Annotated in this window: 24 protein-coding genes; 12 read left to right on the forward strand and 12 right to left on the reverse strand. The window is 72.9% G+C overall.

What is annotated here, in order from left to right; all coding sequences use genetic code 11:
- Nucleotide 1 precedes the first annotated feature (1 nt).
- From ACIRPX_RS20950 to ACIRPX_RS20960, 3 genes are read left to right on the forward strand one after another with little or no spacing between them, the layout of a single operon-like run.
- Nucleotides 2-1,222, forward strand: coding sequence for a toxic anion resistance protein (locus ACIRPX_RS20950; protein ID WP_404196529.1), 1,221 nt, complete (start codon nucleotides 2-4; stop codon nucleotides 1,220-1,222).
- Complete coding sequence (locus ACIRPX_RS20955; RefSeq protein WP_404196532.1) at nucleotides 1,219-1,455, forward strand: hypothetical protein; 237 nt, start codon at nucleotides 1,219-1,221, stop codon at nucleotides 1,453-1,455. The genes ACIRPX_RS20950 and ACIRPX_RS20955 overlap by 4 nt, the downstream gene beginning before the upstream one ends.
- The gene (locus ACIRPX_RS20960) at nucleotides 1,398-1,910 is read left to right on the forward strand and encodes a hypothetical protein (protein ID WP_404196535.1); all 513 of its coding nucleotides are present in this window, start codon (nucleotides 1,398-1,400) and stop codon (nucleotides 1,908-1,910) included. Before ACIRPX_RS20955 ends, ACIRPX_RS20960 begins: the two co-directional genes overlap by 58 nt.
- A 2-nt stretch (nucleotides 1,911-1,912) precedes the next feature.
- On the opposite strand, the gene ACIRPX_RS20965 is transcribed toward ACIRPX_RS20960, so the two are convergent.
- The 3 genes from ACIRPX_RS20965 to ACIRPX_RS20975 form a co-directional block, all read right to left on the reverse strand.
- Entirely contained in the window at nucleotides 1,913-2,152 is a 240-nt protein-coding gene (locus ACIRPX_RS20965; RefSeq protein WP_404196537.1) for a hypothetical protein, read from the reverse strand.
- A gap of 211 nt (nucleotides 2,153-2,363) precedes the next feature.
- A complete protein-coding gene (locus tag ACIRPX_RS20970; protein WP_404196540.1) occupies nucleotides 2,364-3,833 on the reverse strand; it encodes an ATP-binding protein in 1,470 nt (489 codons plus the stop codon).
- Complete coding sequence (locus ACIRPX_RS20975) at nucleotides 3,823-4,518, reverse strand: response regulator transcription factor (protein ID WP_404196543.1); 696 nt, start codon at nucleotides 4,516-4,518, stop codon at nucleotides 3,823-3,825. The genes ACIRPX_RS20970 and ACIRPX_RS20975 overlap by 11 nt, the downstream gene beginning before the upstream one ends.
- 173 nt (nucleotides 4,519-4,691) lie before the next feature.
- Between ACIRPX_RS20975 and ACIRPX_RS20980 the strand changes: the two genes are divergently transcribed.
- The 3 genes from ACIRPX_RS20980 (at nucleotide 4,692) to ACIRPX_RS20990 (ending at nucleotide 7,215) form a co-directional block, all read left to right on the forward strand.
- Nucleotides 4,692-5,381 (forward strand): DUF2202 domain-containing protein, encoded by a 690-nt coding sequence (locus tag ACIRPX_RS20980; RefSeq protein ID WP_404196546.1) that lies wholly within the window; start codon nucleotides 4,692-4,694, stop codon nucleotides 5,379-5,381.
- A gap of 401 nt (nucleotides 5,382-5,782) precedes the next feature.
- The gene (locus ACIRPX_RS20985) at nucleotides 5,783-6,475 is read left to right on the forward strand and encodes a hypothetical protein (RefSeq protein WP_404196549.1); all 693 of its coding nucleotides are present in this window, start codon (nucleotides 5,783-5,785) and stop codon (nucleotides 6,473-6,475) included.
- A gap of 236 nt (nucleotides 6,476-6,711) precedes the next feature.
- Nucleotides 6,712-7,215, forward strand: a complete 504-nt coding sequence (locus ACIRPX_RS20990; RefSeq protein WP_404196552.1) for a hypothetical protein — start codon at nucleotides 6,712-6,714, stop codon at nucleotides 7,213-7,215.
- A 100-nt stretch (nucleotides 7,216-7,315) separates the two neighbouring features.
- Here ACIRPX_RS20990 and ACIRPX_RS20995 read toward each other — a convergent pair whose 3' ends face one another.
- Nucleotides 7,316-8,944 (reverse strand): MFS transporter, encoded by a 1,629-nt coding sequence (locus tag ACIRPX_RS20995; protein WP_404196554.1) that lies wholly within the window; start codon nucleotides 8,942-8,944, stop codon nucleotides 7,316-7,318.
- Between the two features lie 345 nt (nucleotides 8,945-9,289).
- Here ACIRPX_RS20995 and ACIRPX_RS21000 point away from each other — a divergent pair, with 345 nt between their 5' ends.
- Both ACIRPX_RS21000 and ACIRPX_RS21005 read left to right on the forward strand, forming a co-directional pair.
- Nucleotides 9,290-10,915 carry a serine/threonine-protein kinase gene (locus ACIRPX_RS21000; protein ID WP_404196557.1) on the forward strand — a complete coding sequence of 542 codons (1,626 nt, stop codon included), beginning with the start codon at nucleotides 9,290-9,292 and terminating at the stop codon, nucleotides 10,913-10,915.
- Complete coding sequence (locus ACIRPX_RS21005) at nucleotides 10,912-11,664, forward strand: hypothetical protein (protein ID WP_404196560.1); 753 nt, start codon at nucleotides 10,912-10,914, stop codon at nucleotides 11,662-11,664. The genes ACIRPX_RS21000 and ACIRPX_RS21005 overlap by 4 nt, the downstream gene beginning before the upstream one ends.
- Nucleotides 11,665-11,743: 79 nt before the next feature.
- On the opposite strand, the gene ACIRPX_RS21010 is transcribed toward ACIRPX_RS21005, so the two are convergent.
- Together ACIRPX_RS21010 and ACIRPX_RS21015 are read right to left on the reverse strand one after the other, a co-directional pair.
- A complete protein-coding gene (locus ACIRPX_RS21010; RefSeq protein WP_404196562.1) occupies nucleotides 11,744-12,175 on the reverse strand; it encodes a universal stress protein in 432 nt (143 codons plus the stop codon).
- Nucleotides 12,176-12,322: 147 nt separating this feature from the next.
- Nucleotides 12,323-13,567 carry a phosphatidylserine/phosphatidylglycerophosphate/cardiolipin synthase family protein gene (locus ACIRPX_RS21015; RefSeq protein ID WP_404196565.1) on the reverse strand — a complete coding sequence of 415 codons (1,245 nt, stop codon included), beginning with the start codon at nucleotides 13,565-13,567 and terminating at the stop codon, nucleotides 12,323-12,325.
- 358 nt (nucleotides 13,568-13,925) lie between these two features.
- Here ACIRPX_RS21015 and ACIRPX_RS21020 point away from each other — a divergent pair, with 358 nt between their 5' ends.
- Together ACIRPX_RS21020 and ACIRPX_RS21025 are read left to right on the forward strand one after the other, a co-directional pair.
- Nucleotides 13,926-14,693, forward strand: coding sequence for a class I SAM-dependent methyltransferase (locus ACIRPX_RS21020; RefSeq protein WP_404196860.1), 768 nt, complete (start codon nucleotides 13,926-13,928; stop codon nucleotides 14,691-14,693).
- Between the two features lie 111 nt (nucleotides 14,694-14,804).
- Nucleotides 14,805-15,566 carry a PIG-L deacetylase family protein gene (locus tag ACIRPX_RS21025; protein ID WP_404196567.1) on the forward strand — a complete coding sequence of 254 codons (762 nt, stop codon included), beginning with the start codon at nucleotides 14,805-14,807 and terminating at the stop codon, nucleotides 15,564-15,566.
- A 207-nt stretch (nucleotides 15,567-15,773) separates the two neighbouring features.
- Here ACIRPX_RS21025 and ACIRPX_RS21030 read toward each other — a convergent pair whose 3' ends face one another.
- From ACIRPX_RS21030 to ACIRPX_RS21055, 6 genes are all read right to left on the reverse strand, one after another.
- Complete coding sequence (locus ACIRPX_RS21030) at nucleotides 15,774-16,178, reverse strand: DUF302 domain-containing protein (protein WP_404196569.1); 405 nt, start codon at nucleotides 16,176-16,178, stop codon at nucleotides 15,774-15,776.
- Nucleotides 16,179-16,424: 246 nt separating this feature from the next.
- Nucleotides 16,425-16,712: a metal-sensitive transcriptional regulator gene (locus ACIRPX_RS21035; RefSeq protein WP_404196571.1), complete on the reverse strand. Its 288-nt coding sequence runs from the start codon at nucleotides 16,710-16,712 to the stop codon at nucleotides 16,425-16,427.
- A 115-nt stretch (nucleotides 16,713-16,827) separates the two neighbouring features.
- Nucleotides 16,828-17,199, reverse strand: coding sequence for a thioredoxin (gene trxA / locus ACIRPX_RS21040; protein WP_404196574.1), 372 nt, complete (start codon nucleotides 17,197-17,199; stop codon nucleotides 16,828-16,830).
- A 50-nt stretch (nucleotides 17,200-17,249) separates the two neighbouring features.
- A complete protein-coding gene (locus ACIRPX_RS21045) occupies nucleotides 17,250-18,944 on the reverse strand; it encodes an aminotransferase class V-fold PLP-dependent enzyme (protein WP_404196577.1) in 1,695 nt (564 codons plus the stop codon).
- The gene (locus ACIRPX_RS21050; protein WP_404196579.1) at nucleotides 18,941-19,309 is read right to left on the reverse strand and encodes an OsmC family peroxiredoxin; all 369 of its coding nucleotides are present in this window, start codon (nucleotides 19,307-19,309) and stop codon (nucleotides 18,941-18,943) included. The genes ACIRPX_RS21045 and ACIRPX_RS21050 overlap by 4 nt, the downstream gene beginning before the upstream one ends.
- Before the next feature lie 215 nt (nucleotides 19,310-19,524).
- On the reverse strand, nucleotides 19,525-20,421 hold the full coding sequence (locus ACIRPX_RS21055) for a LysR family transcriptional regulator (protein ID WP_404196582.1): 897 nt from the start codon (nucleotides 20,419-20,421) through the stop codon (nucleotides 19,525-19,527).
- 137 nt (nucleotides 20,422-20,558) lie between these two features.
- On the opposite strand from ACIRPX_RS21055, the gene ACIRPX_RS21060 reads away from it, so the two are divergent.
- Both ACIRPX_RS21060 and ACIRPX_RS21065 read left to right on the forward strand, forming a co-directional pair.
- Nucleotides 20,559-21,377, forward strand: coding sequence for a 3'(2'),5'-bisphosphate nucleotidase CysQ (locus tag ACIRPX_RS21060; RefSeq protein WP_404196584.1), 819 nt, complete (start codon nucleotides 20,559-20,561; stop codon nucleotides 21,375-21,377).
- Between the two features lie 42 nt (nucleotides 21,378-21,419).
- Complete coding sequence (locus ACIRPX_RS21065) at nucleotides 21,420-22,016, forward strand: NADPH-dependent F420 reductase (protein ID WP_404196587.1); 597 nt, start codon at nucleotides 21,420-21,422, stop codon at nucleotides 22,014-22,016.
- The last annotated feature ends 28 nt before the right edge of the window (nucleotides 22,017-22,044 follow it).

A 22,044-nucleotide genomic window follows, 5' to 3' on the forward strand; every position in this document is an offset into this window, starting at 1 on the left:
CATGACCAGCTTCAACACCAGCCAGAACAGCCATCAGAACGCCCATCAGAACACTCTGAGCGGGGACGACGTCTTCACGCTCACCCCGCCCGAGGCCGTCGCGGCCGTCCCGCGGGAGAAGGCGGGCGGGCTCGTGCCCGTCGACGACGGCGTCCGTACCGCCATGGCGGAGAAGGCCTCCGCGTACGTCGCCTCGCTCGCCGCCCTCGACGCCCGCTCGCCCGAGTTCGCCGGCAAGGTCGGGGAGGTCACCGCGCTGGGCGCCGGTGAGATGCGCAGCGCGAGCGCACAGTCCAACCGGATGCTGGAGCGGACGGTGCGGAGTCTGCCCGGCAAGGGCGGGGACGCCCAGTCGCTGGTGGCCGGCTCGCTGGTCGAACTGCGGCGCGTCGTCGAGGACTTGGACCCCCGGGACCTGCCGGCCGGCAAGGGGCGGAAGTTCCTCTCCCGGCTGCCCGGCGGGAACAGGCTGCGCGACCACGTCGCCAAGTACGCCTCCGCGCAGGGGACGTTGAACAAGATCGTCGGTTCGCTGCGCGGTGGCCAGGACGAACTGCGCCGCGACAACTCCGTGATGCAGACCGAGCGGGTGCGGCTGTGGGAGACCATGGGCACGCTGCAGGAGTACGTCGTGCTGACCGAGGCCCTGGACACGGCCGTCGAGCAGCACATCGCCGGCACCGCGGATCCCGAGGCGGCCGACTCGCTCCGCGCCGACGTGCTCTTCCCCGTCCGGCAGAAGCACCAGGACCTGCTCACCCAGCTGGCCGTGTGCGCCCAGGGCTACCTCGCCATGGACGTCGTACGCCGCAACAACGACGAGCTGATCAAGGGCGTCGACCGGGCGGCGACCACGACCGTCTCCGCCCTGCGCATCTCCGTGATGCTCGCCTCCGCGCTCGACAACCAGCAGCAGGTCGTCGAGCAGGTCAACGCCCTGCGCGGCACGACCGAGGACCTCGTCCGGGGCAACGCCGAGATGCTCGCGACGCAGAGCGGCGAGGTCCAGCGGATCGCCGCGGACCCGGCCGTGGGCGCCGAGACCCTGCGGTCCGCGTTCCAGCAGATCTACCGCACCCTCGACGCGATCGACACGTACAAGGTCCGGGCGGCCGAGGCGATGGCGACGACCGTGGACAACCTCACGGCCGAACTGCGCGGCGCGAGCGCCTACTTGGAACGCAGCCGGTCGCGGGACGCGCTGGAAGGGGGGTCAGCGTGAGACGAGCTCCGGCCGTGGCCGCCTTCGCGGCCGTCCTGCTGACCGCCTGCTCCACGAACCCGAAGCCCGCCCCCGACGCCCCCGATCCCGGCACCCTGCGCATCCTCGCCTCCAGCGAGCTGGCCGACATGGCACCGGTGCTCGACCAGGTCCGCAGGGACACCGGCCTCACGGCGTGGCCGGACCGTACTGGCCCGTCGTCGTGGCCGGGCTCTACGGCGCGGGCGCGCTGATCGCCCCACCGGAGCGGCCCTCGCCGCCGGAATTCCCGCAGCCGTCGGCCCGGCTGGACGCGCTGCGCGAGGACTTCGGGAAGCTGGGTGACTACCTGGCGGACGTCGACCTGCCGTCGGCCGCGGCGGACCGTCTCACCGAACTGACGGACCTGCTGGGCGCGTTGCTGGACCCGGGCTGGGTCGCCGAGGTGCTCGCCCAGGACCCGGAGGGTGTGCACACCCTCGCGCGGACCGTGCGCCAGGACCTCCCCGAAGCCGTCGACGGCTTCGTGCGCACCCGGTGGTGGACACGGATGACGCCGGGCACCGAGCCGCCGGAAGGGCACCTGGAGCGGCAGCTCGCCCTGCTGGGGAAGGAGGCGGAAGGGCTGGCCGCGGCGCTGCGGGAGACCGAGGCGCGGCGCCAGGAGTCACATACCCGGTATCTGGAGGACAGAGGGCGGGTGAACTGACATCACGTCGCCGACGTGTCCCCGCGGCCCGGTCCGACGGGCTCGGCGCCCCGTTCGGCGAGGTCGGCGTGGAGCAGGAGCAGACGGGCCAGGTCACGGGCCTCGCCGGCGGTGAGGGCCGCCCACACTCCCGGTTCGTCGCCCTGGTCGCGGCCCACGTCGAGGGCGATGCGGGTGAGGGCTCGCCCCGTCGGCGCGAGCCTCAGGCGCCGTACGGCGATGCTGCGTCCACAGGTGGTCACGAGCCGTTCCTCCCCGCCGCCAGGGGGGTGGTCACATCCTGTCGTCGCCATCGTCCTCACGCTCCTTCGCCAAGCGGTGACGTTCCGAGGGGCGTCGGCCGCTCCCCGCATACCCAATGGGGTATCAGGGACAGCGCTGCGCGAGGCCGGTTTGTTCCCTCGCCCGCGCTGCCCGCACTCCCGCACGAGGAACACCCCTGGAGGCGTTCTCTCAGGAGGTGACCCGCGGTTCGGCCGCAGGGCGGGCAGCGAGCCGTGCCCCTGGTGACGGGGCCCTGGGCAGCCGGAGCGTCATCCGCGTCCCGCCGCTCGGTCCGGAGGCCGCGGTGACCGTGCCGCCGTGGGCCGTGATGAGTTCCCTGACCACGGCGAGGCCGATGCCGCTGCCGCCTCCGGCCCGGGCGCGGGCGCCCCGCCACAGGCGGTCGAAGACGTGCGGCAGCTCGTCGGACGGGATGCCGGGGCCCGTGTCGGTCACCTCGACGAGTGCCTCGGACTCCGTGGCGAGGGTGGTGACGGTGACGGTGTCACCGGGGCGGCAGTGGCGGGCGGTGTTGCTGAGCAGGTTGCCGAGGGCCTGATGCAGCCGGTCGGCGTCCGCGCGGACCGGCAGCGGGGCAGGGCCCGGAACGGTGTGCACGGTCAGCCCCGCGGTGCGCAGTTCCGCCCCGCGCTCGGCCACGGCGGCGGCGGTCAGCACGGACAGATCCACCTCGGTCAGGTGCAGCGACAGGCGGGCCGACTCGGCGTCCGCCAGCTCTCCCAGATCGCCGACGACGCGCCCGAGCCGCAGCGCCTGGTCGTGCAGGCCGGCCAGGCGCTCGGCGGACGGCTCGGCGTAGCCGTCGCGCAGTTCCTCGAGCCCCGCCTGCAACGAGGCCAGAGGTGTGCGCAGTTCGTGGGCGACATCGGCCGCGAGCCGGTGACGGGCCCGCTCCGCCCGGCCGACGTCGTCGGCCATGGCGTCGAAAGCACGGGTGAGGTCGCCCAGTTCCCCGGGTGCGTCGATCCGGGCGCGCGCGGTGCGGTCGCCGGCCGCCAGGGCACGGGCGGTGGCCGCGACCCGGACCACGGGAGCGGTCAGCCGCCGGGTCACGAACCAGCTCACGGCCAGCGCCAGCATCAGCGCCCCCGCGGCGGCCGCGGCGACCCAGCCCCACGCCACGGACAGACCCGCCGCACCGGAGCCGGCCGGGAAGACCAGGTGCACCGAGCCGACCGTGTCGGCGCCGACCACCACGGGCGCGTTCGCGCCGGGTCCCGTACCGGTCATCCGCCCGTGCTGCCCGTGACCCGCGCCGGGCATCCCGTGGTCGCCCTCCGGCCCGGAGCCGGACGCCGAACCGCCGGCGATGGCCTCACCGTCGGCGTTCCGTACGGTGAGCTCCGCGCCCGCGCCGGCGGCGAGCGACCGTGCCGCCGTCAGGTCCGCCGACGACCAGCCGTCCGCGGCCCGGTAGGCTCCGGCGGCGGCCGCGGCCACCCGGGACGCGGCGCGCTGCCGGTCGGCCTGGTGGGCGCTGCTCAGCCCGGCGCCGGCTCCGGCGAGCGCGGCGGCCGTCAACAGGGCCACCGACGCCAGCGCGACCACGGCGAACGCCGCGAAGAGCCGTCGCCCGAGGGGACCGAGCCCGCCGGACCGCCACCCGCCGGGGCGCACCGGACCACGGTCAGGAGTCACGGGCCCACCCCAGCCGGTAGCCCACTCCCAGCACCGTCTCGACCAGCTCGGAGCCGGAGTCTCCGAGCTTGTGCCGCAGGTTCTTCACATGCGAGTCGATCGTCCGGTCGTAGCCCGCGAACTCGTAGCCGCGCACCCGGTTGACCAGCTCGTAGCGCGAGTACACCCGGCCGGGCACCGACGCGAGCGTGGTCAACAGGCCCCACTCGGTGGGTGTCAGCTCCAGCGGTGTCCCGTCCAGCATCGCCTCGTGCCGGGTCTCGTCGATCCGCAGCCGGTCGCGGCCGTACGACTGGACCGACGCCGCGCGTGTCGCCGTTCTCCCGGCCCGCTGCAGGACCGCGCCCACCCTGAGGACCACCTCGGTGGGACTGAAGGGCTTGTTCACATAGTCGTCGGCGCCCAGCCGCAGCCCGTGAATACGATCCTCCACGGTCGTACGCGCCGTCAGCACCACCACCGGGACCCGCCCGCGCTCGCGGGCCTCCCGCAGCACCTCTTCGCCCTCCACGTCCGGCAGTCCGAGGTCGAGCAGCGTCAGATCGACGTCGCCCTCGCCCAGCAGCCGCAGCGCCTCGGCGCCCGAGCCGGTCGTGAGCACGCCGTATCCGGCGCGCTCCAGGTAGCGGCGCAGCAGCTCGCGGATCTCCTTCTCGTCCTCGACGACGAGCACGGTGGAGGCCATGTCCCACATCTACGCGCCCCGCCCGCTTCCCCGGGAGGGCCGAACAGCCCCGAAACGCCCGTCGGTTGTCTCCATCCCGTCTCCACACGCAGCGCACCGCGACTGCAGGGCCCGGCGCGACGGTGACGGTGCGGGAACGCAGGGGCGCTCTCGTGGACCCGAGGAGGTTCGCCATGAAGCGCAACACCAAGATCGCGACGGCGGTCGGCGCCGCCGCCCTCGCCGTCGGCGGTCTGCTGGCCTTCGGCCCGGTGGCGGCGAGCGGCGACACCGGCCCGCCGACGGGCCCGGCCGTGCGGCAGCACATGATGACGGATCGTCAGGGATACGGCGAGCGGTATGGCGAGTGGCACGGCAACGGCGTGGGCGACACCCGCCGCGACGGCGGCTGCACCGGCTCCGGCGCACCGGCCCCGCAGGGCACCCTGACCGCGGCCCAGAAGACCACGCTCGCCCGCATGGCCGAGGAGGAGAAACTGGCCCACGACCTCTACACGGCGTTCGCCGACCGTTACGACGTGCGGATCTTCGAGCGGATCGCGTCGGCCGAGACCAGCCGTCTGACAGCCGTACGCAGCCTGCTGGACCGCTACGACGTCACCGACCCGACCGCGGGCAAGGCGACCGGAGCCTTCACCGACCCGGCCGTCCGGGCCACCTACGACCGGTACCTGAAGCAGGGCGACGGCAGCCTGAACGCGGCCCTGAACACCGGCCGCGCGGTGGAGGCCGACGACATCGCCGCCCTGCACCACGCCCTCACCGGGCTCACCGCCCCCGACGCGCGGCAGATCTACGGCAACCTGCTCGCGGCCTCGGAGCGGCATCAGGAGGCGTTCGAGCATGCGGTCCCGAACGCGTAGGCCGAGACGAACCCGGCCTGCGGCCCGGGACCGTGCCCGGCGGGCCCGCCGGGCACGGAACCACGCCGGCTCCACGGTCGGGGGCCGTCGGCCGGCCTCGCGTGGGGCGCGCGGGGCCGGCCGACGGGACGATGGGACCCGCCGCAGGGCCGACCGGCCCTCGCGCGGGCCGTGCCACCCCGGATATGCAGAGAGGAGAAAGACAGGCTCCACGGGGCGAGGCCCGTCGCGCGGAGCGCCGGACGCCGGTGCGGACAGGCCCGATCGAGCGGATCGTCGGCCACCGCGCCCGTGCGTACGACCACCGGTGCGCGGCCCGTCCATCCCCGCGCACCGGTCTCCTGCCGCCGGCACGGAGACCTGCCGCACCAGGTCCGCTCCCGGTGACCAGGGAGGACACGATGTCCAAGCAGCGATCAAGCCGACGGCGAGCGGGCGTGCGCCTGCTCCCCTTCCTGGTGGCCCCCGCCGTGCTCGCCCTCTACGCACGGCGATTCCGGCCGCGTCTGCTGACCTGGGGCGCGACGCAGGACGAGGCCGCCCGTGCCTACCCCGGCGACGAACTCGTCCCCGACGCCGACGGCACCTCGACGATGGCCACCACCCTGCCCGCGCCACCCGAGCGCGTCTGGCCCTGGCTGGTGCAGATGGGAGGCGACCGCGGCGGCTGGTACAGCTGGGACCTGCTGGACCACTTCGGCATACCGAGCGCGGACCGGATCACGCCCGAGTGGCAGAGGCTGGAGGAAGGGCAACGGCTGCCGGCGACGCGTGACGGCCAGTCCTGGTTCACCGTGGCGCGCGTCGAGCCGAACCGGACCCTGGTGCTGCGGTCGGACCTCAGGCTGCCCTCCGGCCACTCCTTCGACCCGGAGTGGGACGCCTTCCCGGTGGCACGCATGGACGGAGTGTGGGGCTTCCACCTGAGCCCGACCGCCGACGGGAGAACCCGCCTGGTGGTCCGCACCCGCGGACAGGGCCGCCCGCGTCGCCTCACCCGGCCCTTCGACCTGCTGCTGGGCGAACCCGCCCACTTCGTCATGCAGACCCGCCAGTTCCACAACCTGCGCACCCGGGTCGCCGCGGCGGCCTGACCCGTCCTTGACCACACCGGCCGGGCCGGCGACCGAGGCCAGGGGGTGTCCCCACCGCCATCCGCCATCCGTCCCGGAGACTCTCGTCCTGGCATCGGCCACCACTGCGGCCTACTGTGGTGATGATGCCCCGGACCTCGGCACCCACGATCGTCGACGGCAGCCCGGGGTGCGCGCCTTGCACCGCGCCCCTGATCTGCACCTCTCCGGTGTGCGGAGGGCGAGGGGATGGTCTCATGGGGCGCGATGTCCGGCTCTTCAGCCTTCCGCGTGTCTACGGCGCGGAGGTCTCCTCACAGCGCGCGCACGTGTCCTCGGCCATGGAGGTCCGGCGGGAGGCCGACGCCGCCAGCACCGCCGAGGCGGCACAGGGCATGCTGATCGGGATCGGCGTGCCGAAACCGACGGCCTCGCGCGTGGCGGACACCGTCAGGGTGGGCTGTCACTACATGCGCGGACACAGCACGCAGGCCCGCTTCTGGGTTCTGCTGGGGACCGACGACGTCGGCGTCACCGTCATCGTCACCGACCGGGACGAGCTGCCCCTCGGAGAGAATCCCGAATGGCCCCCCGAAACGGAGGATCCGGCGGCGATCGACTTCGGGCGCCTCGGCGTGCGCACGAGCGCCCAAGGCCGTCTTCGGGTCGGCTGCCGGATTCAGTGGTCCTGGCTGCAGCACGGCCGGGCGAACACCGTCACTCGCTCGTCCTCCCCGAGCGGAGAAGGGCTGCGCCACTGAGAGCGGCGCTCCGCCCGCGCCGACGGGCGAGAGGCGCTGCGGGCAGCGGTGCACGCACGCGCCGGCGCACGTGCCCCGGCTTCCTGGTGGCCGGCGGTGGTCAACGCGTGGATCCGACGTCTCCGGCCGGTGCGCGGGTCTCCTTCTTCTTCGTACGGCTGCCGCTGCCCGCGGGGAGACGGGGGGTGACGAGGAAGGTGGCCAGCGTCACGCCGCCGGTGGCGAAGATCGCGGCCTTGAGACCGTCGAGCTGTGCCGAGGCGTAGGAGTCCGTGACGGCCTGCACCTCCGACGGCGGAAGCCCGGCCTTCTCGGCCGCCGACCGCACCTGGTCGGTGGTCACGAAGGAGATCCCGGACTCCAGCGCGATGCCGGTCTGCGTACGGGCCTCCTCGGACAGCTGCGGGTTGTCCGCGACCTGCGCCGTGAAGGTGTGGGCCAGCGCCCCCAGCAGGATCGACCCGATGAGGGCCGTGCCGAGCGCGGAGCCCAGATTCTGGGCCGTGAACTGCAGCCCCCCGACTTCGCTGCGCTCCTCCTCGCCCACGCTGGACTGGACGACGTTGCCCAACTGCGAGGCGAGCAGACCGGTGCCCACGCCGACCAGGGCCATGGCTCCGGCGAACTGCGCGTCGTCGATGACCGGGTCGATGGTGGCCAGCAGCCACACGACGGCCGCCGCCATGACGAGCAGGGCGAGCCGGACCACTCGCCGCGGTCCCGCCTTGCGGCCGACGGCCGAGGCGAGGACGGACGCCACGAGCATGGTGACGGAGACGGGAAGCAGCCGAAGCCCCGTCTGGAACGCGTCGAAGCCCTGCACCACCTGCAGATACAGCGGGATGACGAAGAACAGTCCCAGCAGGATGAGGTTCTGGCCCAGCAGCGCCATCAGGCCGGAGCGCAGGGCCGGCCTGCGGAGCAGCTGCAGATGGACCAGCGGGTCGCTGCCCTGCTCCTCGCGGCGGCGCTCCCAGTGGACGAAGAGGGCGAGCACGCCGATCCCGGCCCCGACGACGAACAGGGTGGGGGAGAAGCCGAGGACCGTGAAGGGCGGGTTGCGGGGCGACACCCAGCCCCACGTGCTGCTCTGCAGCACGCCGAGCACGCCCAGCGCCAGCCCGGCCGCCGAGAGCGCCGCGCCGACCCCGTCGAGGCGGGGATGCGATCCGGTCCGCCCCGCCTCGGTGATCATCCGGCGGCACGACAGGACGGCCAGCACGACCACGACCTCGCCCGCGAACACCAGCCGCCAGGTGAGGTACGTCGTCACCCAGCCGCCCAGCAGCGGGCCGACCGCGATACCGGCGCCGGCGAGTCCGCCGATCACGCCGTAGGCCACGGCACGGTCCCGCCCCCGGTACGACTCCGCGACCAGGGCGGCCATGGCGGGCAGCACCATGGCGGCGCCGAGCCCTTCGACCACCGACCAGCCCAGGGCCAGGACCCACACGGTGGGGGCCAGCGCCGTCACGGCGGAGCCGGTGCCGTACACGATCAGACCGGCGAAGAAGAGGCGGCGGCGCCCCAGGATGTCGCCCAGCCTGCCGCCGATGATCATGAAGGCGGCCATGACGAGCGCGTAGAGCGTGATGACGGCCTGGATGGTGGTGACCTCGGTGTCGAAGTCGTCGACGAGCTGACTGATCGACACGTTCATGACGGACGTGTCCAGCACCATGAGGAACTGGGCCGTACCGAGAACGATCAGAGCACGCCAGCGTCTCACGGTGCCCACCTCGCGCAGTCGGGCCGGAGGGCGCTCGATGCGCCCTCCTCCATGGCAACGGAACGCCGCGCCGGGCGCTTCACCCGTCCCGGGCGAGGCACACGCCGCAGGGACGATCCGGGCACGCGTCGAGCCCGCCCACCCCCGCGAGGACGCGGCCACCGGCGGCGCCCGCGGCGCCGTCGCCCCGTCCGTCCGGCGTGCGACGGCCGGGACGGACCGCCCTGAAGTGACATCGCCAGGGGGCTGTGCCGCAACCGCTGTGGCTGAAAAGGTGTCTCTCTACGCATGGTCCGGCCGCTTGGGAGCCGGCCGCGTACGGCGGCACGCCGACCGGGGGATGATGTGAGCACATGGGTGGTACCCGGATACACCGAGTCGCTTGAGCTCGGGTCGGGAGCGAGCGGGCGCGTCGTGTCGGCCGTGCACGGCGAGACCGGCGTTCCGGTCGCGGTGAAGTACCTCAGCGATTCCCTGCGCACGCGGCCGGGCTTCGTGCACGACTTCCGGGCCGAGGCCCGCCTGCTGGGCGGACTGCGGAGCCTGTACGTGGCCGACCTGTACGAGTACGTGGAGAGTCCGCACGGCGCCGCCATCGTGATGGAACTGGTGGACGGCGTCTCGCTGCGGACGCTGCTGACCCGGCAGGGCCCACTCGAACCCGAGGCCGCGCTCGCCGTGCTCAAGGGATCGCTGCTGGGTCTGGCCGACGCGCACGGCGTCGGCGTCGTCCACCGCGACTACAAGCCCGAGAACGTCCTGGTGGGCACGGACGGATCGTCCAAGCTCGTCGACTTCGGCATCGCGGTGGACGCCGGGACCAGCGCCGGCGTCGCCGGGACCCCGTCCTACATGGCCCCCGAGCAGTGGACCGGGGCACCGGCCTCCTCCGCCGCGGACGTGTACGCGGCCACGGCCACCTTCTTCGAGTGCCTGACGGGACACAAGCCGTACTCGGGCGACAACCTCGCCGAACTCGCGCTGCGGCACGTCGACGCCCCCGTTCCCGCAGACGAGGTCCCGGCGGCGGTGCGGGAACTGGTCCGCCGCGGACTGGCCAAGGAACCGCGGGAGCGGCCGGCGCAGGCCGAGGCCTTCGTGCGGGAACTGGAGGCGGTCGCGGGCGCCGCCTACGGGCCCGAATGGGAGGTTCGCGGCCGCGCCCGGCTCGCCGCCCTGGTGGCCCTGCTGGCGCTGCTCCTGCCCTCGGCCCGCAGCCCCCGCACCACCACGGACACCGCGCGTACGGTCCTGAGCCGGCAGCCGCGGCACGACGGGATGCGGTCATGGCTGCCCGGCCGGCCCGGGATGCTCGTGTCGGCCGCCGCCGCGCTCCTCGGCATCCTTCTCACCTACGGCATCCAGCACGCCTCCGGAGCCGCCGCGCAGCAGGCGGCGGAGGCCCTGGCCACCACCAGCGCCGGGTCCGACGCCGGGCCGCCCTCGCCCACCACCTCGCCGACGGCATCTCCGGCCGACGGCGCACCCTCACCGTCCCCCTCGCTCTCCCCCTCCGCCCCGGCGAGCACCGGCAGCGCTGACCCCGGACCCGCTGCCACCGTGTCTCCCGCCCAGGAGACGACGCCCGGCGCGGCGACCACCGCCGCGACACCGACGACCACCCCCACCACCCCGTCACCCGCTCCCGCCGTCAAGGACGTCACCGTGTCGGCCTTCCGCCAGTCAGGTCCCACGACCGGCACGGCCACCATCGACGTCACCACGGACGGCACCGGGCCGGTCTCCCTCACCGTCTCCTGGTTCACGAGCAACCTCGGCGTGCAGCTCGGCTCCCAGGACGGCCCGTCCCAGACCTTCGCGCGCAGCGGAGCCACCCGGTACACCATCACCGTCGACCACACCTTCCAGAACGACGGCTGCTACTGGGCGGTCCAGGCCACCACCTCCCCGGCGTCCGCCAACGGCGGTGCCACGCAGCAGATCCTGACCAGACAGTGTGAGCTCCGATGACCGCTGAGAAAGACGCCACGCCCCCGCCCGCGGAGGAGGGAGGGCCGACCCTGGCGTTCGCTCCCACCGGCGCACACGACCCCACCCGGCGTCTGGGCCCGGCCGGCGGCGGCGCCGCGGACGACGAACCCGCCCCTCCGGACGCCGAGTACAGCGCCACCGTGCTGGGCAGTCACTGGATCCAGCGGCCCGAACCGGACGACACCCTCGTCGAACCGCCCGCGGCGGAGGTTCCGGAGACGGTGCCCGACCACGTCGAAGGCACCCTGTTGCGGTTCGGGCCGGGCGTGACCGCCGCCGTCGCGCACCGCACCCTGCGGACACTGCCCGCCCTGCCCGCGCCTGCCGTGCCCCTCAGGCGGAGGATGCGCAGGCATGCGCTGCCGGCACTGGTGGTGCTCGCCGTCCTCGTCCTGCTGGCCTGGCAGCACTCCGGGCGGGCCCTGGCGGTCGACGAGGTCGCGGTCACGGCCCGGCCGACGGCTCTGGGCTGCGACGACACCGCGGACGTCGTCGGCCTCGTGACCACGAACGGCCGCGCGGGCACGCTCACCTACCGATGGATCCGAAGCGACGGCACGACGTCCGGTGTCCTGCGTGAAGTGCTGGTCAAAGGGCAGAAGCAGGCGCGTCTTCACCTGCGGTGGACCTACCGGGGCAAGGGACACAGCACGGCACGGGCCCAGCTGAGCATCCTCACCCCGGGCCACCGCACGGCCGCCACCCACTTCACGTACGACTGCCCCTGACCGCGGCGCGGCCCGGGAGGGACGCGGCACGGCGGCATCCGCGACCGGTGCGGTCACCGCCTGCCGACGGGGGATCAGGTCAGGCCGTGGGCTCCTCCTCGGGGGCCAGCAGGAGCGCCGTCCGGCTCGCGTGCGCCACGGCGTCACTGACGCGCGGGTTGAAGAGCGCCTCGACGAATCCCCGGTGGTGAGGGCTCAGGACGATGAGGTCCGCCGCGAAGTCCTCGGCCGACTCCGAGATCGCCGTCGCTATCTGCGCGGTCAGACCTCGGGCCAGGACCCCTTCGGTCTTGAGGCCCTTGTCGCGCAGGATCGTCACGGCCTCGTCGAGCAGGGCCTTGGCCTCGGTGTCGTCCTCGAGCGGCAGGACCGTGGCCACCGAGGCGGCGGACGCGACGACATGGAGGACGCGGACCTCCGCGCCCGACAACGCGGCCATCTCCCCGGCGAGACGTACGGCGGAGTACCGGGCGGGGCTGGGATCGACGGCAACCAAAATACGCTGGAACATGAGCTTTTGATGCCTTTCTGGAGACGCGGAGGATCTCCGGGTGGTCAACGGCGCCGGACAGCGCGTCATGGAGATCAACATCCGGCGCGCTCCCCAGCTTCCCGGGCGGCGCGTCTTTCTTTGTCCAGCTCTTCGGCCCCTGGTGGCTCAGCCGCCGCAGGCGGCGCGGATCTTGTAGAACGTACTGAGGTATTTCGAGTGGTAGGACGCGCTGGTGATCCGTACGACCGCCTCGTCGGCCGAGCGCAGTGACGAGCCGGTCATGTTCGCGCTGCCGGTGTAGACCCGGGGTGTGATGTCGCCGTCGAAGGCGCCGTCGATCAGCATCTCCTTGTTGTGCGGACGCACGTCGATGCCCGGTCCGTTGGGGATGCTGCATCTGCGGTGCTGGATGCCGGCGGCATCCAGCCTGCTGGCGATCGCCGCGTCGGTCTCGGCGTAGATGATGTCGATCCAGCAGCCGCGGCCGCGCAGTTGGGCCAGCTTGTCGGCGACCTGGCGGCGGGAGCCGAAGAAGTTGTGGGTCACGATGCGGACGTCGGTCTGGTGCTTCTTGCCGTCGGAGCCGGTGTAGGAGCAACTGAGCTGGTTCAGTGCGCCGACCATCGTGTCGGTGGCCGGGTTGTAGTACGACGCGTCGCCGCGCGGGAAGAAGAAGGCGCGATAGGTCGAGCCGGTGGGGGTGGAGAAGTAGGCGTGATTGTCGCCGCCCGCGAGGTGGCGTCCGGTGCGGAGCATCTCGTGGTACCTGGCGTAGCCGTTGTAGACCGCGCTGTCGGCGAACGTGACCGAGTCGTTGAAGGACTCGACCTTGTACCAGTCGCCGAGGTTCGAGGAGGTCTGGAAGACGACCTTCGCGTAGCTGGTGCCGTCGTCGAAGGGGCCGATCTTCGAGAAGATGAAGAACTTGTTGTGGGCGTAGGCCGGTTCGGGCGGAGCGACGCTCAGGCAACCGCGGCGGACGTCGTCCACGCCGTCCGGGTCCTCGAACCTGTCGTCGCAGACGACGACCCAGGAACGCGCGGAGTCATCGGACCCGAGCCCGGACTTCAGGGCCTGATAGGCGGGGTTGGCGTATTCGGCTCCGTGGGCATCCACATACGTGGAGTCGTCGACGACGAGCTTGACGGCGACGCCCCGAGCGTGGGCGGCCAGCAGGGCGTTCGCCACCGCCAGGTCGTTGAACTCGTACATCGAGCCACGGATCTGCTCGCCCGCGGGCGTGGCGTCGATCAGCCGGATGAGCTGGGTGAAGATCGCCTCCTGTTGCTCCGCCGTGCCGAGCGGGTCGTTGAACACCGGCCCGTTGACGACCGGTTTCACGGGCGCGGCGGCCGCCGGTGTCGCCTGGCCGACGAGAAGGGTGCACACGAGCGACAGCACGGCTGCCACGGCCAAGGGCACGGTACGAAGACGCCAGGACAGGCGAGGCCCCACGGGCGTACGGATCATCATCGACGCTTTCCTGAGTGCGGTGGGGGCGAGCGGGTCCACGGGTCGCCGTCGTGAGATCACTGTGCCCGGTAGGTCTGAAATATCATCATGGGTTAGCCGCATCGGGGTATTCCGTGCGCTGTGCGAGTGACGGTCCGGCTCCCGGACTGGTGCGTGCCGAGCGAGGTCGCCGCCGGTCCGCGGCGGCGGGCGGCGAAGGCGCCGACCCGAAGGCGCGAAGCCGCGAAGGCCCGCCGTCGGGTCTAGTGTCTGTGAGGTGAGCGCAGACGACGCGAACCGGCGGTGGACACGGTCCATGCCCGAGGCCTACGAGCAGCACCTGGTGCCGGCCCTCTTCCGCCCCTTCGCCGCCGACCTGGCCGCGAGGGCGGCGGCGCTGCGGCCGCTCACCGTCCTGGAGCTCGCCGCCGGGACCGGGGCGCTGACCTCGGCGCTGCTCACCGAGGTGCCGACGGCATCGGTGGTGGCGACCGACCTCAACGAATCGATGGTCACCGCCGGATCGGTACGCGAACCGCGCGCCGACTGGCGGCAGGCGGACGCCCAGGACCTCCCCTTCGAGGATGCCGGCTTCGACCTCGTCGTGTGCCAGTTCGGGGTGATGTTCTTCCCCGACAGGCCCGCCGCCTACGCCGAGGTGCGCAGGGTTCTGGCCCCTGGAGGACGGTTCCTGTTCAGCAGTTGGGGCCCGCTGGCCTCGCACGGGTTCGGGGCCGCCTTCCAGGCCGCCCTGGAGAAGGCCCTGCCCGACGGGGCGCCGACGTTCCTGAGGGACGTGCCCCACGGCTACGCCGACCCGGCCGTGGTCGCCGCCGACCTCACGGCCGCCGGACTGACCCTGGGCACCGTCGAGGAGGTCACGCTGGAAGGCGTCGCCCCGTCGGCCGCCTCCGTCGCCATGGGATTCCTCACCGGCACACCGGTGAACGCCGCCCTGGAGGCACGGGCGGATGCCCAGGCCCTCCGGGCCGCCGTCACGCGGACGATGACGGAAGGCCTCGGTGCCGGGCCGGTGGCGGCACCCATGACCGCGACCGTCTACACGGCGCACGACCAGGCGTGACAGCCCGCGGACGCCGGGCGGCCGGCGGCCGCCGTGAACGCCCACCCGCCGAGGCGCAAGGGAATCCGCGAACGGCGGACGGCGGCACCTCCGGGCGAAAGGATGGACGGCATGACATTGCCCGCCCTGCCCGAGGAGTCCTTCCGGCGCGTGCTCTGCGTCGTCGCGCACCCGGACGACATGGAGTACGGCACGTCCGCGGCCGTCGCGCGCTGGACCGCGCGCGGTATCGACGTCGGCTATCTGCTGCTCACCCGCGGCGAGGCCGGCATGCCGAACCCTCCCGAGGAGACGGCACGCCTGCGGCTCGCCGAGCAGCGGGCCGCCTGCGCCGTCGTCGGCGTCAAGCACCTGACCGTCCTCGATCACCCGGACGGCGTACTCGTCCACGGCCTCGACCTGCGCCGGGACATCTGCCGGGAGATCCGCCGGTTCAAGCCCGACGTCGTCCTCGGGTCCGGTTACGAGATCGAGACGCCCTACGGCTTCGAGCACGCCGACCACCGTGCGGCCGGACTCGCGACGCTCGACGCGGTACGCGACGCCGGCAACCGATGGGTCTTCCCGGAGCAGATCGACGACGAGGACCTGGAACCGCACTCCGCGCGCTGGTACGTCGTCCCCCAGACCGCCGGCCCCCGTGCGACCCACGGCGTGGAGATCACGGGTGAGCCGCTGCGCCGCGGCGTCGCCTCGCTCGAAGCGCACGCCGCGTACCTGGCCGCGCTTGCGGACCACCCCGCTCCCGCGGACCTCATCCCGAAGTTCACCGCGATGAGCGGCAAGGCCATGGGCGTCGAGCACGCGGTCCTGTTCCGCGCCCACGACCTTCAGGCACCACCGGAGTTCGTGACCGAGGAGCCGCAGGACTGACGGGACCGCCTCGACCTGGCCCTGCACGCGGCCGACGTCACCCTCGGGCCGGACGTCCTCGACCGCATCGACGAGATCGTGGCTCCCGGAGCGACCGTCAACCCCGCCGACAACAGCTACGGCGACTTCGACCTGCGGGCCGGTCAACGCCGCCGCTGACCGGCGGGGCCGACGTGCGAGGCCGCTTCGTCACCTCGCGATGCCGCGTCAGCTCGCCGTGGCCGCCCCGGCGAGGGAGGCGAGGGCGGCGTCGAGGCGGTGGGTGGCTTCGTCGGCGACGGGGCGCAGGGTGTCGAGTCCGGTGAGGGCCACCATCGTGCCCGGGTCGAGGGCCTGTACGGCGGTGCGGTCGCCGTCGCGGCGGACGACGACGTTGCAGGGCAGCAGCAGGCCGATGGAGCGATCGGTGTCCAGGGCGCGCCGGGCGAGGGGCGGGTTGCAGGCGCCGAGGATGACGTAGTCCTCCATGGCGTGGTCGAGCCTGGCCTTGAGGGTGGCGGTGACGTCGATCTCGGTGAGGATGCCGAAGCCCTGCTCGGCGAGGGCGTCGCGGGTGCGGGCGACGGCGGTGGCGAAGTCCGTGTCGAGGTGGACGGTGCGGTCGTAGGGCATGACGGCGGCCTTTCTCGTCGGTGTTGCCGGGGCCGGGATAGGTGTCCGGCCGGGGCGAGGTGCCCGGGAGACGTCTGCGGGTCTTTTCCCGCTTCTCGGTGCTGGCGGCGGCTCGCAGGCCCGCCGGGGCCGGTGGCTGTGTCCGGCCCGCGGGCGCGCGACGCGCCGGGCACCGGCCTGCCGGTCATCGCCGTCGGCGCCGCGGTCCCCGGGCCCGGGACGGCGAGCGGCCGTCCACCGACGTGATCACGCCAGGGACAGGAACAGCTTCTCCAGCCGGGCGCGCATCGCCTCCGGGTCCTCGCCGTCCTTGCGGCCGGACTCCATGTCGATCACGCACTGCTGCAGACCGGTGGCGATGATCGCGAAACCGGCCCGGTCCAGCGCGCGTGACGCGGCGGCGAGCTGTGTGACCACGTCCTCGCAGTCGCGCCCCTCCTCGATCATCCGGATCACCCCGGAGATCTGACCCTGCGCCCGGCGCAGCCGGTTCAGTACGGCTTTCAGGTCCGCACCCTCGAGCTCCAGTTCCACGACCACTCCTCGCAAAAATACCCCTAGGGGTACTGTACGTCCCGGTTCGGGCGGCGTCGACCATCAACGTTCACGGTCGTCATGGCCGACATGGCCGTTCCCGCCGCGGTGTGGGTCAGTCGGACCCCGTCGTGCCCGCCGTGGCCTGCCGGCCCACCTGGTCCATGTCGACCTCGCCGATCTTGGTGATGAGCTCCTCCAGCGCCTGCGGCGGCAGGGCACCCGCCTGGGCGTAGAGCACGGTGCGGTCGCGGACGGCCACCAGGGTGGGGATGGACGAGATCTGGAAGGCCGCGGCAAGTTCGGGCTGCGCCTCGGTGTCGACCTTGCCGAAGACGATGTCCGGGTGGCGCTCGGCCGCCTTCTCGTAGACGGGGGCGAACATCCGGCACGGCCCGCACCAGGCCGCCCAGAAGTCGATCAGCACGATGCCGGAGCCGGTGACGGTCTCCTTGAAGTTGTCCTTGGTCAGTTCCACGGTCGGCATGGGGTTCCCTCCGCTCTCCGATACCCGGTGGGGTATTTTCTCCGCTCGGTTCAACCGGCGGTCGCCGCGGTTTGTTCCACACAGACCGGAGGCAGCGGGAACCAGCGCATCTGCTCGAAATCGACGGGCAGTCCGGTGGGACCGTCGTCGAGCCGGTCGGGGCCGGCCGTCAGTACCGCGCGGGCGCGGTCGAGCTGACCGGGCAGCGTCTCCTCGCCCATCGCGCGGTGGCGGTGTGCCGGGGCGGTGATCCGGCCGTCGCTGCCGAAGCGCACGTCCGTCAGCCGCAGCGGGGGGTCTGCGGGGCCGCCGCGATGGCGCCACTGCCCGGTGTGCGGGTCGAAGCGGTACTCGGGCAGGAGCCGGTGTCCGTGCGCGGCGATCAGATCGACCGCGCCGATGAGGTAGTCGCGGACGGCGTCGCTGATGAAGTAGTTGAAGTTGACGCGGGTCCAGCCGGGTTTGATGCCGTCGCAGCCGAGCACGACCTCGTCGAGCAGGGCGTGGGAGGTGGCGGCGTCGATGGCGAGCAGGCGGTGGCCGTAGGGGCCCGCGCAGGAGCAGCCGCCGCGGGCCTGGATGCCGAAGAGGTCGTTGAGCAGTGCCACGACGTAGTTGTGATGCAGGTAGGCGTGGTCGCCGTGGCGGACGCGGAAGGAGACGATGGACAGGCGGCGGGCGTGATGATCGCCGAGGATCTCGATGCCGGGGTTGCGGTCCCAGGCGGCGAGCGCACGACGCCAGTGGCGTTCCTCGGCGGCCTGGATGGTGGCGGTGCCGACGGTCTGCTTGAGGGCGAAGACGAGGCCGGCGCGGATGGACTCGACGATGGCCGGGGTGCCGCCCTCCTCGCGGGCCACCGGGTCGTCGAGATAGCGGTGGCCGCGCGGGTCGACGAAGGCGACCGTGCCGCCGCCGGGTGCGGTGGGCACCGGGTCGCGGACCAGTTCGCGGCGCACGACGAGCACACCGGGCGTCTGCGGCCCGCCGACGAACTTGTGCGGGGAGAGGAACAGGGCGTCCTTGTGGTCTCCGGCGCCCGGAGCGCTCTCGGCCACCCGGATCGGGATGTACGGGGCGGCGGCCGCGTAGTCCCAGAACGACAGGGCGCCGTACGCGTGCAGCAGACGGGCGACGCGGTCGGTGTCGGTGAGGATGCCGGTGACGTTGGACGCGGCCGAGAAGCTGCCGATCAGCAGCGGCCGGCCGGTGTGGCGCCGCAGCCCCGCTTCGAGCCGGGCGAGATCGATGTGGCCGTCCGGGTCCTCGTCGATCACCACGACGTCGGCGATCGACTCGCGCCAGGGCAGCTCGTTGGAGTGGTGCTCGTAGGGGCCCACGAACACCACCGGCCGCTCGTCCGGCGGCGGCGGGTCCGGGCGGCGCAGCCGGAGAATGCCGACCAGCTTGTTGACCGCGGCGGTGGCTCCGGAACCGCAGAAGATGACCAGATCGTCCTCGGTGCCGCCGACCGCGTCGCGGACGATGCGGCGCGCGTCCTCACGCAGCCGGGTGGTCTGCAGGCCGGTGCTGGAGCTCTCCGTGTGGGTGTTGCCGTAGCGCGGCAGCACCTGCTCGCGGACGAAATCCTCGATGAAGCCGAGGGAGCGTCCGGAGGCGGTGTAGTCCGCGTAGACGATCCGCTTCGGGCCGTAGGGGCCCTCCAGCACTTCGTCGTCGCCGATGAGTGCGGCCCGGATGCGGGCGGGCCAGTCCGGCCCGGCCGATGCCGCCGGCGTGCTCACGGCTCCGCCTCGAAGCCGGTCTCGGGACGGCCCGGTGGCGGTACGACCGGGGCCCGTACGGCGAGCCGGGCCGGTCGGCCGGTGGCCGGGGCGAACCCCGGACGGACGGGCAGAGCGGCACGGGGCGGACCGTGCCGGTGGGGAGGGCGGCCCGCGGGGAAGGCGAACCGGTCGCACGGCGCGGACCGTTCGGTGGGGGTGCGGCCGTGGGACTCGCGTTGTGGCCGACCCGCCCGCCGGGACCGGCGGCGCGGACACCCGTCCACCGTGCTGACGTCCTGGTCGGCGCGGGCGCCCCCGCGACCGTGCCCGTCCGCGCCGTGCGACCGGTTCGCCTTCGGGGCCTGCGGTGTGCTGCCGGACATGACCTCGCCCTTTCGGTGGTGTCGCTGCTCCGCGTTCCAGTCGACAGCGTGACGTTCCTCGGATCGAGGGGCCGACGGGGTGCGGACGGGGCCGTTCGGCTCTCGTGCGCGGGCGCCACGGCGAGATACCCTGATGGGTATTTTTCCCGGGATCTCGGCCGTCGTGGGCGTATGACCCGGACAGTGGTGCGGCCGGACGGCGCGGACCACGACGCTCAGCACCGGGCCAGCGCGGTTCGTGCCAGCCCGCGCAGCCAGGCGTGGGCCTGATCGGTGTCGTAGCGCTGATGCCACGACAGGTATATCCGTGCCGACGGGAGTTCGAGCGGGAAGGGGAGCACGACCATGCCGAGGTCGGCGACGGCTGAGCGCGTGGTGGCTTCGGGGACGCTGATCAGGAGATCGGAGTCGCGCGCGAACTCCAGTGCGGCCGCCTCCGTGGGCGCGGAGGCCACCACACGGCGGGTGAGGCCGAGCCGCGCGAGGGCGTCGTCCACGGCATTGCCGAGGTTCCCGCGCCGGGAGACGGTGACGTGTTCGGCGGCGGCGTACCGCTCCGCGGTCACGGTCCTGACGCGGGTGAGGGGGTGCCCCTGCCGCACGACGACGACGAGGTGGGTCTCGCCCGCGCTCTCGGCGCGCACGTCCGGTGCGCTCGGGCGGTTGGCGTTCGCCTCCAGGTCGACCTCGCCCCGCCGCAGCTCGGGGGTGTCGATGCTGGATTCCGCGACGAAACGCAGTCGCACGCCCGGCGCCTGTTCGCGCACGGCCGCGAGCAGCGCGGGGCCGCTCAGGGCGACCAGGGAATCGTGCCAGCGGAGTGTGAAAGTGCGCTCCAACGTCGCCAGATCGAGTGCACGGCTCGGTGCCAGCACCCCCTGGACCTGGTGCAGCAGCTCGTGCACCTGTTCCCGGACGGCGATCGCGTACGGCGTCGGGGTCATCGTGCGGCCGGTGCGCACCAGGATCTGATCCCCTGTCGTGCGCCGGATTCGGCCCAGGCTCCGGCTCATCGCGGGAGCGGTGACGTGCAGGCGTGCGGCCGCCCCGGCCACGCTTCCCTCCTCCAGCAGTGCGTCGAGCGCGGCGAGCAGGTTCAAATCCAATTGCATGGCAGTCATCCTAGCCGTGCTTGACATGCATTTGATGTTAATCAACGGGCTCTATACCGTCGAGACGAGAGCGCAAGACGGAACACACCGCTCGGCCGGACCCGCCTCATCACCCTTCCTCACCCGGGAGTACCACCATGTCCGAAACGCTTCGGTCCACCGACCTCGCCACCTCCGATGCCGACCTGCTCGGCCAGACCGCCGTCGCCGTCCGGGCAGCCGGTTCGGTGCTGCGCGAGCGCTTCGGTGAGGTGGTCCACCACCAGTCCCGCGAGGAGCTGATGCGCGCGCTGGCCGCCAACGACGACACGGCCCTCGCCATCCTGCGCCCTCGCCTGACGCGCCTGCGCCCGGAGGCCGGCTGGGTGGAGGACGAACTGGACGCCGGGGCGCTGCCGCCCGGCGAATGGTGGGTCGTGGATCCGGCCGAAGGCAACGTCAACCACCTGCACGCCCTGCCGGAGTGGGCGGTGACCGCCACCCTCGTGCGCGACAACCAGCCCGTGCTCACCGTGGTCCACCTGCCGTTGACCGGCGAGACCTACACCGCGCTCACCGGCGCGGGCGCCCACCTCGACGGCCGGCCGCTGCACGTCTCCCCTACGGCGGACCTCGGCCTGAGCATCGTGGCCACCAGCCAGGCCCGGCCGGACGAGGACGAGAAGGTCGTGCGGCGGGTCGGCTCCTCGATCACCGCGATGCTCTTCGACGCGCTCGTCGTCCGTACCGCCGTGCCCGCGACCCTGCACCTGGTGAACGTGGCCGCCGGCCGGATCGACGCCTTCTGGCAGTTCGCCGGCGCCCGCGCGGACCTGCTGCCCGGCGCGCTGCTCGTCACCGAGGCCGGCGGACGGATCTCCGACGCCGAGGGCCGCCCCTGGACCCCCCGGAGCGAGAGCTTCCTGGCCGCCGCGCCCGCTGTCCACGCCGAAGCCGTCGCCACCCTCTCCCGCTGACCGCGCACCACGCCCCCCCACGTACGGAAGGACCACATCGCCATGACCACGATCGCCGTTCTCGGAAACGGCCGCGTCGGCGGCAGCCTGGCCACAGCCCTCACCCGGGCCGGACACGAAGTGACCGTCGCGGACCGCACGCCGGGCGCCGCCGCCGACGCCGCCCGCACCGCCCGGATCGTCATCAACGCCACCCCGGGCGACGGCTCCCTGGAACGGCTCGCCGCCCTGCGCGACGAACTCCGCGGCAAGATCCTCGTCGACGTCTCCAACGCCACCACCGACGGACCGGACGGACTGCCCGCCGACCTGATCCACCCGGGCTCGAGCCTCGCCGAGCAACTCCAGGAAGCGCTCCCCGAAACGCGCGTCGTCAAGACGCTCAACACCATGCTCTTCCCCGTGATGACCGCACCGGCCACGCTCACCCAGGCGCCCGACGCCTTCCTCTCCGGCGAGGACCCGCAGGCCAAGCAGACCGTCCGCGAACTGCTCGTCGACCTCGGCTGGCGCAAGGAGTGGATCACCGATCTCGGCGGGATCCGGACCGCCCGCGCCACGGAGGCCGCGGTACTGTTCGTGCCGCACGTGATCCGGTCCGGCGGATTCGCCCCCTTCGCGATCTCGATCGCCCGCTGATCCACGGGCACGGCATCGCGGTGGACCG

The organism is Streptomyces sp. NPDC101225, assembly GCF_044767585.1.
Taxonomy (GTDB): Bacteria; Actinomycetota; Actinomycetes; order Streptomycetales; family Streptomycetaceae; genus Streptomyces.